Source organism: Veillonellaceae bacterium, assembly GCA_012523975.1.
GTDB lineage: Bacteria > Bacillota > Negativicutes > JAAYSF01 > JAAYSF01 > JAAYSF01.
Window position 1 is genome coordinate 16,432 of sequence record JAAYSF010000064.1, and the last position, 14,471, is coordinate 30,902.

At 40.0% G+C, this 14,471-nt stretch carries 10 protein-coding genes, 1 pseudogene and 1 riboswitch; all 11 genes and pseudogenes read right to left on the bottom strand.

Annotated features, from left to right (window positions below; translation table 11 throughout):
• Nucleotides 1-4: 4 nt before the first annotated feature.
• Complete coding sequence (gene pgaC / locus GX348_08250; GenBank protein ID NLP42169.1) at nucleotides 5-1,249, bottom strand: poly-beta-1,6 N-acetyl-D-glucosamine synthase; 1,245 nt, start codon at nucleotides 1,247-1,249, stop codon at nucleotides 5-7.
• 47 nt (nucleotides 1,250-1,296) lie between these two features.
• The gene (gene pgaB, locus GX348_08255) at nucleotides 1,297-3,141 is read right to left on the bottom strand and encodes a poly-beta-1,6-N-acetyl-D-glucosamine N-deacetylase PgaB (GenBank protein NLP42170.1); all 1,845 of its coding nucleotides are present in this window, start codon (nucleotides 3,139-3,141) and stop codon (nucleotides 1,297-1,299) included.
• Nucleotides 3,142-3,157: 16 nt separating this feature from the next.
• Entirely contained in the window at nucleotides 3,158-5,467 is a 2,310-nt protein-coding gene (locus tag GX348_08260) for a tetratricopeptide repeat protein (GenBank protein ID NLP42171.1), read from the bottom strand.
• A 98-nt stretch (nucleotides 5,468-5,565) separates the two neighbouring features.
• Nucleotides 5,566-5,649: riboswitch (cyclic di-GMP riboswitch) on the bottom strand.
• An 80-nt stretch (nucleotides 5,650-5,729) separates the two neighbouring features.
• Nucleotides 5,730-6,395 (bottom strand): annotated as a pseudogene (locus GX348_08265) (radical SAM protein).
• Entirely contained in the window at nucleotides 6,388-6,741 is a 354-nt protein-coding gene (locus GX348_08270; GenBank protein ID NLP42172.1) for a transposase, read from the bottom strand. Before GX348_08270 ends, GX348_08265 begins: the two are co-directional and overlap by 8 nt.
• Nucleotides 6,742-6,808: 67 nt before the next feature.
• A complete protein-coding gene (locus GX348_08275; protein NLP42173.1) occupies nucleotides 6,809-7,045 on the bottom strand; it encodes a hypothetical protein in 237 nt (78 codons plus the stop codon).
• 415 nt (nucleotides 7,046-7,460) lie between these two features.
• On the bottom strand, nucleotides 7,461-9,143 hold the full coding sequence (locus tag GX348_08280) for a HAMP domain-containing protein (protein NLP42174.1): 1,683 nt from the start codon (nucleotides 9,141-9,143) through the stop codon (nucleotides 7,461-7,463).
• 597 nt (nucleotides 9,144-9,740) lie between these two features.
• Nucleotides 9,741-10,145: an ATP-binding protein gene (locus GX348_08285; protein NLP42175.1), complete on the bottom strand. Its 405-nt coding sequence runs from the start codon at nucleotides 10,143-10,145 to the stop codon at nucleotides 9,741-9,743.
• Nucleotides 10,145-11,287: a transposase gene (locus tag GX348_08290; protein ID NLP42176.1), complete on the bottom strand. Its 1,143-nt coding sequence runs from the start codon at nucleotides 11,285-11,287 to the stop codon at nucleotides 10,145-10,147. The genes GX348_08285 and GX348_08290 overlap by 1 nt, the downstream gene beginning before the upstream one ends.
• 680 nt (nucleotides 11,288-11,967) lie before the next feature.
• Nucleotides 11,968-13,854, bottom strand: coding sequence for a dNTP triphosphohydrolase (gene dgt, locus GX348_08295; protein ID NLP42177.1), 1,887 nt, complete (start codon nucleotides 13,852-13,854; stop codon nucleotides 11,968-11,970).
• Nucleotides 13,855-14,103: 249 nt separating this feature from the next.
• A partial coding sequence (locus tag GX348_08300; protein ID NLP42178.1) for a 23S rRNA (pseudouridine(1915)-N(3))-methyltransferase RlmH occupies nucleotides 14,104-14,471 on the bottom strand: 368 nt, incomplete at its 5' end.

The following is a 14,471-nucleotide window of genomic DNA, read 5'->3' on the forward strand; positions in this document are numbered from 1 at the left end:
CATATTATAATTTAGTGAATATCCCCCTATCTGGACTTGTCCAAACAGCGGGTTGTCCCATTTTTCGAAATAATGCCCGCGGTGTTGCATATACAGTAGCTAAGGCTGTTAATACCCAATAGACAAATGGATACCAGATAACCCAAAACAAATACCGAGGAATTGATTTTTCATATTTTTGGTCAATGGTTAAACCGATAAGAAATTGCAGCAAACATATAAATGCTAGCATAGCGCCTTTCCATTCTGGAATGATAGGAATACCCGGAAGGCCAGTGGGGTAAAATAGATTAATAAGCCCAATAATTGCCATTAAAATAAAACTATATGACCATATAACGGACAACACATACTCTATATATACCGGCCATAAACGACGCTGTTTCCAACTCCTCCAGATATCAGCATGACGGCGGATAACTTCTCCACCACCTTGTGCCCATCTTACTCTTTGTCGCCATAAACCAACGATTGTCTCTGGCACCAATATCCAACATAATGCATTTGGTTCATAACGGATATCCCAAAACCTTTTTTCCAGTTTCCATGTGATATTGATATCATCAGTAATCATGTCGGTATCCCATAAACCGGCGTCAAAAATAGCTTGCTTACGAAATGCCGCAATTACACCAGATACAGTTAACACTTTACCTAAAATTCGCTGTGTACGTTTAATCATTCCGATAATCGTGGAGTATTCACCCACCTGAATTTTTGCTAAAAGGGATGTGCGGTTTCTAACCCGCGGATTACCAGTAACCGCCCCCACACGCGGGCCATTAAAATGACTGACCATCCAGTGCATCGCCCATGGGTCAAGATACGCATCGGCATCAATGCAAATCAGGATATCCCCTCTGCTCGCTAATGCCCCATAACGCAGCGCCGAAGGTTTACCCATATTTTTATTTAGCAATAACAACCGTACTCGTTCGTCTTTAGCCTCAATTTCCTGGATAATAGTTGCTGTAGAATCTGTACTAGCATCATCAAGAACGATAACTTCAAAGTTAGGATATTGAGAAGTAAGTACGGCTTCAATAGTACTGCGGATAGCGTCTTCTTCATTGCGGGCCGGAATCAAAACTGATACCATCGGATATTCTTTTAACTCTGGCACCGATTTTTCTCCCCGTTCCCGCCGCAAATAGAAATACGATGCGCCAATCATCCAGACAATACTCATTGCCAATGGGTAATAGAAAACATAGTTCTCTAATAACTTAAACCAGTTATATGTTTCCACCCTATTTCACCCCTTGGTTTATATTCTATCTAACTACATGATTGTAGTTATTCCGAAAAAACGTTCTCCGGATAATAAGCAATATGAATGGCGCCTTTTTTCTTAAGCGCATTTGTAAAGCGTTTAATTTCATTTGCGCTTAACCAGCGATTTTTATTCCAATCATAGGTTTGCAATTTGAACACAGTTTTTTGCGCATTCTGCGGATTCTTTAAGGCAGTTGTTGCTAATTCTTCCAACCACCCAACTGGATCCTCATATTCTTTTTCTAAATAAGGATACGCCATAATCACTGTATAATCATAAGTATTCAAATACTGCTCATAATTTTGTCCAAACCATTCTTCCGATTCCGGCTCAGTAATAACGACAGAGTAAATATTTCGCGCACTGCCAATATTAGTCCGGTATTCTTTAGCTGTGGCATGTAGCTTTACAGTCAGCGCAGTGAGAGCATTTGTTTTCATTTTCACCCAGCGTTTATTCAATTCAGGATTAGCTTGCAGTAATTCTGGCGTAAGCTCAAACCCTGTCTCGGCTTTAAATGCTTGCTTAGCAGCTGGCGAGAAATCTTCAAAATCATTTAGATATACATCATCTTGAAATAAAATGCCATTAACATCACAGTATTTTACAAGATCAATAACCATTGCCGTCAGGCGATCACCAACTTCAGCACTAAAGGGAGTTGCCCGACGATACCAGCCTGAATTCTTTTCATCATAGGCCACAACCGCTGTCTCGGGCTTATCATTGATAATCCACTGCATTGCCAGTGTCGGCAGCCATGCATAAATCGTAAAATTACCTTCTGCCTGTAGTCGCGCAACTGTATGACTAAACAAATCGGCTTTAACAGGTGCCTCCGTTGTATGAAAATATACACTTTTAATATTGCCTGATGCATCTTCATCACTAAAAGCTTGCAGATAAACAGTATTTACACCAGAAGCCAAAAGACGATCAATCGCCAAATTCAAATTTTCTTCTGTCTGTGCGGTACTGTCCGGATCATAAATTGCGTCTAAATCCAGTTGCGCGGCTTTTATTGGCGCCTTATTAGCTGTACTAAGTAATTGCGCAAACTTTTTCGTGGATGGATTATCCGTTATGATAATACGATTGGCTTCTTTTAAAGCCTGTTTCCCCAGGCGGTTACGGCCATCGTTTAAGGCAAAGCAAGCTTCAAAGCCTGCCGCGAAAGCCTCATCAATAGCTAACTGGGAGTAGGCGCCATAAGGCCAAACTAGCGCGCGAACCGGATGCCCTAGCTCTCTTTCCAATACTGTTTTCGTTGTCTTTAAATCACTTGCTACCCGTTGCCGGTAATCGGTAACCGACTCATATTTTCCTCCCCTATATTGTAAATTGCCTAACAACGGTCCCCGATCACCTTGGGGATTAATATTCGTAAAACGATGGCCAGCATGAGAATGGGAGGCAATCGTAACCAACCCAGAAGCTTCCATCTCCCGCATTTGCTGCCATGTTAGTAGCGGTCCTAAATCAGCAGGAGCATAATCCAGCCATGATGTAACAATGGCCATCATCCCCGGATAATTATATTCTTTCAGAATGGGAAATATTTTTGTATAGAATGACTGATACCCATCATCAAAAGTTAGCATAACCGGTTTATCCGGTAGCTTTTCCTCTCCCTTTGATGCCGCAATATATTTTTCCAATGAAATAGGTGTATAGCCATTTTCCTTCAAATAATCAAAATGACTTTTTAGAACAGTAGGCGTTACAGTATATACATTATTACCAGGTTTTTCAGCGACATCATGATAACATAAAATTAAAACATCATTTGCCAAAGCAGGAGAGTTAAAAGAGAATAACACTCCTAGTAAGCATAATATAGTTATCAGCATTTTTCTGCTCATCAAACACCAAACCTCCTAACTACCACATGAAATAGTAATTAACATCAAGTTGCCTATCAGCAAATTGAAGATCTCCTCCTGTATTTGTTGAGTAACCAGTACGCAACCCATAACCAATTCCAACTACCAAGGCTTGATTACGAACAAAATTGTATCCATATTCAAGGCGGACGGTAGGATTAAAGTCAACAGGCTCTGGCCGATCGCGGCCCCATCCCAAAGCTAACGAGCTTTCCCAATAGTGTTTAGGATAAATCCAGCGATAGCGTAACCCTACCCCATAACTTTCCCGTGTTTCCGGACTTTCATAAACAGGCTCATCACCATTTATCTCCTGCTTTTTATAATCATCCCTGCCATAATAACTAAACCAACTTAACCTTTTTTTCGAATTATTAATCATAATATGTTCCCAGTCCAGGCTAAATCCGCTTCGATGGTTACCGTCAGTATAATTGCTGGTAGTCGCAGTAACACTAGCTATATCCCGAATGCCTATTTGTCGGTTGAACCCTAATCGATATTCTGTCATCATAGTCCGTTCCGCTAATGCTTGAGCATCAGCTACTGGAACACGACTAATACCAAAATCAAGCCAACTATGCTCGCCAAAATAGTAATCATATGAAAAACGATAACCACTAAAATTCCCTTTACTGTGGTTTTGATCCAGCCACAACTGTGCAGTATGTTTCATATCAACATATCGCCCACCAACAGAAACGGTTTTCAAGGTTTTTGCACCATCATTATCAGAAATTCGCTTTCTAGACACTCCACCCAAGACGGAGAATCGATCGCCAAGCCGTTGTTCGCCAATTATTTGAGCAGTGCGCACATCGTTTCCTTTGTAATCCTCACTACTGGAAAAAGACGAATACATATCACCTTTCAGTCGTCGGTCATACTGGCCAACCGCCTGAGCCAAAACAGGGTTGAGGCTATATTTCCCATTTAGTTTCTTAAGCGCACTTTCAGCAACATGATAGTCACCAACAGTTACCGCTGAATTAATAATACCGCTGGTGGCTGCAGGCTGCGAATTCGGTAAAGTAGATAAAACTTGATATTGTTCGTAAGCTTCCCGTATCAACCCATTATTATAAAGCGCAGCCGCAAAACGCTGACGAATTATTACATTATCAGGATATGTATTAATAATTGCATTGTACAAATTTTTTCCGGCATCATGGCGCCCCATTTCAAAGAAAATATTAGCATCATAGGTAACATGCATGGCCTGCTCAATGCCTGTATTAATAATTTCAGTATATAATTGTATTCCGGTTTTATTATTTTTCCCTGATAACAAATACGAATAGGCAAGACTTTGTTTATCACTTAATAATGGCTCGGTATCACCCCAGATACTCCGATAAATCGGGATGGCTTTATTCGGCATTTTATACCGTAAATACGAGTCAGCTAAGGCCCGTCGCCCATATACGGGAACACTGCGATAATCCGGCCATATACGCTCAGCTTCGGAAGTCGCAGTTTTATAATCGCCGTATAAAAACAACGCTAAGATATAATCGCACTGCATATTAATAGTAGCAGAACCATCCTCAATGGCTGGTCGTAAGAGTATTATCCCATGATGATAATCCCCATTTCTGATACATTGTACCGCCATATCACCCCGCATCGTCAACGTTGATTGTGGCGGGTACTTGTCCTTATTACGAGCGATCAATGCAAGGGCTTTATCAACAGCTTCAACTGCACCAATCGCATCACCGCGTAAAAACAATAACTTTGCTTGTCCGCTATAAGCCTCCAAATTTTCAGGCTGCTCTTCCAGCAACACCTCATAAATTTTACTGGCTTCATCACTTTTCCCCATATATGCTAAACTCTCGGCTTCCCAGAGCCTAGCCTGCTGATTTCCGTCTTGCACAGATTGATGATACAATTGCCACGCCTCATTATAACGCTCAAGTTTAAAGTAGGCGCTCGCCACACTGACTCTTACATAATCGGGAACCGCTTGCGACATATGTAAGAATTGGTCTTCATAAATTCGAACGGCAGTTGCATAATCCCCAGCCCAATAGGCAACAACAGCATAATCAAACCACATCTTTTTCTGTTCACCAGCATACTCTGATAGATTTTTAAATATAGCTAGTGCTGGCTCATACTGTCCATCCCGCGCCAGCGCCACAGCATAATCCTGCGCCACTTGCAAGTTTTCTCGCTCTTCTTCATAATTTTGCTGCAGCAACGCCAGCGAAGGTTTCGCTTCCTCTACAAGAGGTGCGGCCTGTACAGTGTTGCCGAGACAAAGCCCTAACATGACCCCCAACAAAGCAGCCTTAACTTGCATCTTACCAAACTCCCTTATATGATAAATTATTGTCAGATACTAACATGTTTTTTGTACAAGCATAAACATAAAAATAGCCCGATTACAAAGTTAACTATCTTTGCAACCTGGCTATCGTAACAACTTGTTTTAGACCCTTGGCTTTGCGTCCCCACCTTTCGGAAGGTTTGCCTCTGCTATATAAAATTTTATCCTTTAATTGGTATTTTAACCATTAACCCCATATAGTGTCAATACCTTTCAAAAATAATGACACACCATCCTAAAAATCTATAATTTCAGGTTTATAGTCGTCAGGCAATTCTTCTTCATTTAAAAATTTGAAATGATCATCATTCAGTATAGGTATAAATATTTCGTAAGGAATCATGGAAAACTCACCGGCATAATTACTAGCTCCGAACCTCGCACCCGCTTTACTACTCAAGTTTAAACATCTTGCAAACTTTGTGTCATTTGAGCAATCATGAACTGCTAAATCCCAGTTTTCTTCATCAGCTATCTTCATGAATTTCAGAGCTAATTCCCTACTCCAAATTGGAGATATATAGCCATGTCTGGCAATATACATATTCTCCCCATAATAATTCCCTATGTTATTCTCATTTAAATGTAATTCCGCACAATTGATAAAATCAAGTTTTGTTTCGAAGATTGCTTGCTTTTTCTTGAAAAACACATCGAAAAACTCAGGAGTCATCGGCGTTTCAATACCTACACTTTTAATATATTTTTTCGCTAATCCAATATTCTCAATTACTTTGTCCGAACAATTAGAAGCACCTAGGTTGAAACGTATCTCATTAAGACCGGCTTCACCTAATGCTTTCAATGTCTCCTCTGTAGCTAAAGTACCATTTGTATATAAGTGTTGATGGATTTGAGCCTCACTAAATTTCTTGATAACCGAATAGTATTTTTCAATTTCCCGCTGGGCATATATATACTTTCTTCTCGGCATCATAGCGAAATCTATCAGTATAAAAGTCTCTATCCCCAGTTCCATTTGAATAGACTTGCTTGGTTACATACGGAGTGATGTGTTTTTCTACACATTTTTTTAGATCTTCTGCTTTATAATAGCCCTTATCGGCTAGAACTTCTAGGGTTTCAGCCCCAAACACGGTTTTGGCGCGAAGCGCCATGTTGTCTAATTCACCAAGATCGTTTGGATTAGTGGTTACTTTAAAATCAGCAATCAACTTATTTTTAGCATCTACCGTTGTTTGTATATTATAGCTTACATCCACGTTATTATTGTTATTGCACATCAATCTGGCATCGGGATCGATAGTGGAGATTTCGTTCTCCCCGGTTTTATGTAGTTGTTCTTGGTATTCCTCATATTTTAACTTGCGATTGCGAAGTTCTTGTATTCTCTCTTGGATTAAAATCAGGTTTAAGTTTCTTTAAAAGCCAAATTACTTCTATATTGCGGCTCGCTTCGTGCTCAAGTCTACGGGACGAACGGATTCGGTTAAGATATCCGTACAGATAAAGTTTAAGCAGGTCTTTTGGGTTATAGGGAGGGCGTCCGTTGTTTGAGCAGACTGCTCTTTGGAATTTTAGCTCCTTCATATCTAACTGTTCAACATATTAGTCGATGATACGAACCTGATTTTCTTCATGAATGTAATCGTCGAAGCTTTCAGGAAACAGAAATGTTTGATTCCGTTCTTCACCCTTTATATAGCCCATACATCCACCCTCTTGCACCTTACTCTATATCTATATTTTATCATATTTGGTTATTTATGTAATTATACATAGTTTCTTTTCACACAGTCTGACGGGGTTACTGTCAACATTAATAAATCTAAATATCAGCTCCCGCCATCTGCCCAGCTCATAAAGTAAATCAACAAAGCCGCCACAGCTATAATTGCTGAAGCAGGCATGACTTCCATAAGACACGGGGACGGTGGTTCCGTCTGATAGCTTTTTTGCCTTAAGACAACACCACCGTCCCCGTGTCCCATGGCGGTGAAGGATTTCATTGGACTTTGAAGTTCCTGATAGCGCTTTGCAATTCTTCAGCCATCCTCGCCAATGCCTGGCTAGATGCGGCTAATTCCTCCATTGAAGCTAATTGCTCTTCGGTAGCTTTCGAAACAGTTTGAGTATGACTAGCGGCTTGCCTGCTAATGTAATCAATACCCCGCACTGAAGCAACTATTCGATCACTGCCTGTAGCCATCTGCTCAATGGCTGCAGAAATTCCTTTGATCTGTTGTGAAACTTCATTGATTTGCGATGCGATTTCCTTGAACGCCTTACCGGCAGCATTTACTACATCAACTCCGACGTTGGCCTCTCGGGTTCCGTCATTCATAGCAACAACAGCGCTGTCAGTTTCCGTTTGAACTTCTGAAATCAGGCTGGCAATTTGCTTGGCAGCCTTTTGAGATTGCTCAGCCAACTTACGCACTTCCTCAGCGACAACAGCAAAGCCTCTACCCTGTTCGCCTGCGCGCGCTGCCTCAATAGCCGCATTTAGCGCCAGCAGATTGGTCTGACCTGCAATTCCTGAAATAGTATCAACAATCTGGCCAATTTCTTTTGAGCGCTCGCTAAGCTTCGTAACTACTTTTGCCGTTTTAGAGACTGAGTTTTCAATGTTCCTCATCTGATATATGGCATCGTCTACTGCTTTGTCCCCCTGGCTCGCCGCACTGGTTGCTTTGTTCGCCATACCCAACATCGCATTTGAATTTACAGCTATTTGCTGAATACCTGCAGACAGCCGTTCGATTATTGAAGCCGTCTCCTCAATCGAACTTACCTGTTCTTCGGCCCCACGTGCTACATTATTAATTGATGAGACCACATGTGCGTTAGCTTGAGCCAAATGTTCGGCATTCGCAGTAAGTCCTTCAGCTGCAGCAGCTACCTTCTCAGATGTATGTGCTACTTGACCTGTAAGAGCTCCCACAAGCGAACCTAGCTTAGAAACCATATATTCAAGAGCTTTTCCCAACTTTCCAAATTCGTCTTTTCGCGTTGCAGCGCTAACTTTATGCGTAAAATCTCCTTTGGCAATGGCTTCCGCATCAGTTATTAACAACTGTAAAGGAATTGTAATTTGGCGGCTAATCAGAAAGATAAATAAAATTGAAGCTGCCCCACTAAATAGTGCTAAGTATAAACCCAACTTTGCTCTTTTCTCAAGATTAGCTAGACTTAAGTCCATCTCCTCTTCTGCCTCATGACGAATGCCATCAGTATATTTACTTAGCTCCTCAGACATTTCATCAAAGGCTGGCATTAACTTATTGCCCTCGCTGGGACCAGCTTCAATATATTTAGAGGCCATTAATTTGCCTAACGCATAGTAATCATCGAATGCAAGTCCATATTCATGTAGAAAACTCTGCTTATCAGGACGGATTTCTTGTAATTTCAGTAAGTCCTCTTTAAACTTTTTTGCATTTTCCTCTGCATTTGCTAAGCCGTCATCTTTTCCATCCTGGGCACGAGTGGCGCTAATGTCAGAGAGAAACTGCTGCACCTGTACAATTGATAACTCCATATCTTTTGTTAATGAGACGATAGAGTAAGAACGCTCTCTCACCATTTTACTGGTAGACATTACCTGGTAAATAAGAATTGAGTTCATAACTACCATAATAAAAACGATAACACCAACCATATACAATTTAGCTTTACAAGATTTCACTATTTCCCCTCCGAAACTCCTATAAGTAAGTGGCTATGGTAGCCATTATCTAAAGCCGCAACTGAGCACGCGTTTTAAGGTTAGGCATTAAACAACGCATAACCGCTTCTCCACGCACCTTTTCTATTGCCCGCAGCAGAAGAATATTTACCAAATCCTATATTTCTGCCCAGCCAGTGATCCTAATCTGTCACCTCAATTGAAGAAGGGCCTGCGTGAATATGGTTCTCGACTTTTAACCTGACAAAGTCCATATATATATTCTTCTATAATAAACGCACCGTTCCTTCTCTTTTTCAGTATGCATATATCTCCTGGAGTTAATCATGTTTTCTCCTCTCCTATAGGCTCCACAAAGCATAAAAAAGAAACCGTGAAATCACAGTTTCGGGGTGTTTGAAACTAAGTAATGAATGTTGTTGCTACCAACCCAATTCTTAACCGAACCACAGCGGGAAGATGCACTTTATTAGCCGTTATTTAGGTTGTTTCACTTTCCAACACTAGAGACACGGAGACGGTGGTTCTGTCTGATAGCTTTTTTGCCTTAAGACAATACCACCGTCCCCTTGTCCCATGTCCCCCTGTTTCTGTTCGCTAACTCGGATAGCTTGCAATTAAACGAAACAGCGGACCTGTCCCCCTGTTTCTTGCCAAGTGCGTTTTTCCGATGCCCGGAGGACCTAATAATATTAAGTTATAAGCATCTTTTAGCCAATGCATTTCCTTTAAAGTATCAATTTGGCGTTTGGAAACAGAAGTTTGAAAACCAAAATCAAAGTCTTTCAGTAAACCTTCGTATGGAATTTTTGCTTGTTTCATGCGAATACTAAGGGATTTTTGGTGCCTAGCACTTACTTCAATATTTAAACACTGTCTTAAAAACTCCGAATAAGACGGTTGTTCTTTAACTGCATTCGTTAATAGTTGTTCCCATGAGTCTTTCAATTTGCTGAGATGCAATTCTATTAATAAGCTCGTTATTTCGTTAGTGCTGTTCATTAGTGCATACCTCCATAAAGCGAGGTATATGCAGTAACATTTCTATGCTCTGCCTGTATAACAGGGACATTACCATTTGGAAGAGAACCTTCTTCCGGCTGGGTTTGTGACTGACAAGATTTCGATGATAAAGCTATGTATTCTGCCATATCACGACAGGCGACGGCGCTGATAAATTTCAGGCGCAAACACTCAACTATCGCTTTTTCTACAATCTCCGGCGAGTAGTGCTTCGCAACTGTTGTAAGTATTTGAAATTGGTCTCTGGCGTAACGGCTTTTCGCTTTACGTATTGCTGCTAGAAATTGCTTTGCATTGGCGGTATTGCTGAGGGTTTCCAGTGTCTTAGATTGTAACTGGTTAATGACAACGGTGTTGTCACGGCGGTGATTGTTATTCTTGATAAGTAATCCCCGGCCGGAAGTTATTGTATGTTCTGCTAAAAGGGTATCTGTCTGATTGTCAAAGATCTCTAATTTATTTTCTTGTATAGTGATTTTCACTGTTTTGCTTGGCTCGTAAGTTCCCAGCGGCAACGAGTAGCGATTGCCTTTATACAATATGGTATTGTCTTTTCGCACTATGGCTGATAAAATATCTTCAGGAAGTTTTATTGAAGGTATCGGCTGAAGGTGCTGTTTTTCTAGGGCATGCACTTTTGCCGGTACTTTTTTTGTTGTTCCGTGTTCTTTTTGATTGCCGGTTCGCTCCAACCAATCGATTTGTGCTTGATTCCAGTCTCTGATACCGGTAAATAGGCGATGCTTCGCAAAGTTATTTTTTACATATTTAACGACAGCTTCTATTTTGCCCTTAGACTCAGGATCACTTTTACGGCATAGATAAATTTTCAAATGCAAAGCTTGCTTAAAGCGCTCGAATTCTTCCGTAAAAACTATATCACCGTGATTTTCGCTGACCGCTACCAATTTATCTTGATCAAACACTAACTCTTGAGGCATTCCGCCAATATATTCAAAGGCTTGATTTAGCAGAGCAGTAAGACGGGCAGTGGTAAAGGGCTGATCACTCCACGCAGCGTATTTGTAGCGGGAATGGGCCAAAACTGTGGCCATACAATAGAGTTTCTTCTTACGCCCGCCAGTAGTGGGGACACTAATTTCACCGAAATCGACCTGCACTGCTGACCAGGAGGCAGTTCGTCTACTGCTTCATACTGACGATGAGAAATTACTTTAGGTAAATCATAAGCTTTACGCAGGTAGGCCACATATCGGCGAACTGTACGTTCACGAAAAGAACTTAATGGATATATTTCCTTTAACCAATCATAAATTTGTGATGCACTTAAATCTGGATACTTTTTTAATCGAGCAAGAATTTGTGCTTTATATTTGTCTAGCTTGCGTGATCGGTGCCAGCTTTTTTGCCTCATCTCTGCAAATTCTTGTGGAGCAATATCCCAATATTTAATAACCGTCTTGATATCCAATCCTAAATTTCGTGCAGTTTGTGATTTGTTCAATCCTTCAGATTTTAATTGCTGAATTTTACTATACATTGGCCACCTCAACATTTCTGTCTACACCCTTTCTGACACTTTAAACAAGTCAGAAAGCACTTCGACGCTTTGGATTTTATTCCATTTTTAATGGCCAATTTTATTCCCTTTTATTTTACCGCTTACATGCTTCCAACTGATTCGAAAATCAAATCAATTCAAATAATAAAGTAATACTGAAAAACGAAGCTGTGCTCAGGTGGGCACAGCTTTGTTTTTACCTACAGATATCTTCACTTACTTAAATTAAATTTACCCTTGGCGATGGAAGTATTTTTCGTTGAGTATAACGACGAAAAACTAGCGACGGATATTATTATATTCATTTATTGCATAAGAATCGGTCATGCCAGCAATAAAATCAGTAATATTTCTTACAAGCACTCTATTTTTTAGAAGATATTCATTCTCTACCAAATCACGATCTTCTTTACTTGCTTTTGCATTTATGATTTTGTGCCATTCTTTTTCAATAATACGTGGATCGCCTTCTTCAAAGTCAATAACATTTTTTGTGATTTTACGAAAATCCTGCATTATTCTACGAAGTGTGCCTCTATGTAATAAGCGCGGATTATTATAATATGAAGTAAAAAGAGATTCAATTACTGCCGCACCATTACTATCAAATAAAGACACTTCTCCACTGTTAATAACTTTTTTTGAGATAATCTTTTCAAGGTAATCACAAAGATTTTTTCCTTTAGAAGAAAACTCGATAAGCAGTTTGTCAACTTTATGTCCATTTCTCTCAAATTTAGATTCTCCATCGTCTAAGAGATACCTATCAATATTTGTATTTGATTGAATAAGTACGTCGTTTATAAAATAGTGTATAATTCTTGATGATATACGTTCTTGCAACAGTTCATCATCGTCAGCACCAAAGTGGTTAGATTCTCTTGCTTTAATGAAATCTTCTTCTATTTGTTCAATTTGAGTTTTCAACTCATGCATTTTTCCAAGAAGCAAATAATTTTTGAGCTCCTCAACTGTTAGTCTTTTAGCGGAAAAGGCATCTTCTAAATCATGGCTTCGCTGAGCAATTTCGTCCGCAACCCTAACTACTTGCCCTTCTAAGGTATATGGAACTGCTTGCCCATCTGGGGTACGTGGAATAGGTTCACTATTCAAATATGCATGCAGTGTACTAGATGAAGCAAAATTAATAAGGGAGTTATTGGGCAAGTTTGTTTTGGTATGTTTCCAAATTCCATCAAGAGTTTGAAATGACAGATTCAATCCATCAAACTCAATATATTTTTCCTCTAATCTTGTTGCCACCCTAAGTGAATGATAATTATGCTTAAATCCTCCATAGGTAGCCCCCTCTTCTATAAGACTTTTCAATAAAGGTTTTTCTCCATTTAATACTGCATTTAGAGTTCGTTCACCCTGATGTCCAAATGGAGTATGTCCCATATCATGGCCTAAAGCAATTGCATCCGTCAAGTAGTTATTCAATTTAAGGGCATTGCTTATCCCTTTGGCAATTTGGCTAACTACAATCGAATGTGTCATGCGTGTTCTATAGTGGTCGCCCTTTTCAGCTGAAAATATCTGTGCTTTATCTACCATTCTCCTAAATGCTTTTGAATGCACTATACGCTCATAATCTCTTTGAAATTCCCCACGATTGTATTCTGTTCTAACAGATGGATAATCTCGAATACAGTATTCATTTCGTTGGGCCAATGGGTGTAATGATTTTTCTTCATCTATAACAGTATATGTAGCTATTTGCGATGCCTTAGTACTTTTATATAAAGGATAGGTAATAAAATTCATTTGCTTAACCAGGCTAGGAGAGTTTTCAACAGATATATAAGAGGCATAATCAAAATCTTGAGTTAAGTCAATTTCAGAACAAGACAGAAAATTGTCGATAACTGATTGGTTTGAAACCTTTTGTAAAATTGATACTCTTAGTGAAAGGCTACGCTCCGCACTGCATTTAACACCTGAACCAAGATAAAGATATTCTACTTTCTGCTTAGAACCTACCTCAGAAAATACTAAAATATAAACAGGATAAGAATCATCCGACAAACCTCTGACTGCCGCCTTATCAGAGTCACTCCCAGTAACGTTAAAATGTCTTTCTTCTCCTTTGGTATTGTAACTTTCTTCTAGAAATTTAAGAGAAGGTAAAGAGTTTTTCGCTTTTATCATAATAAACTCGCTCATGAAATCACCCCTATAAATATAGTGTAAACTGCGGTATTTCTCTGCAATCCATCCTTAACAAATCATGTTAAAGATGAAGGGACAGGTTATTCATCCCACAACATCATATTACAATACACTTTTTGCAACTCATCACAACAATCCCATAAATAAAATCACGGCTATAGCATAATCCATGAAATTCCTCCTACAACTAAAGAATTCCTGCCAAATTATCACAAATTTGGCAGGAATTCTTCTTTTTTCGCATCACCAATGATACGGTTCCCCCCGATTAATCTTGAAAGCCCGGTAGATTTGTTCTACCAGCAGCAGTCTAATCATCTGGTGGGTAAAGGTCATCTTGGAAAATGATAGTCGTTCATTTGCGGCTTTAATTAGATTTTGCGATAGGCCGAAGGCGCCGCCGATTATGAAGGTTAGGTCGCTTTTGCCGGAGAGGCCTAGATTACTGATATTTTCTGCAAGTTCTTCCGAGGAGGCCAGTTTTCCGGCTACGTCGAGGACTATGACGTAGCTGTCAGGGCGGATTTGTTTTAGGAGGCGCTCGGCTTCTTTGTCGAGCGCTTTTGTTTTTTCGGCCTCCGAGGGGTTGTCCGGCATGCGTTCTTCGTCTA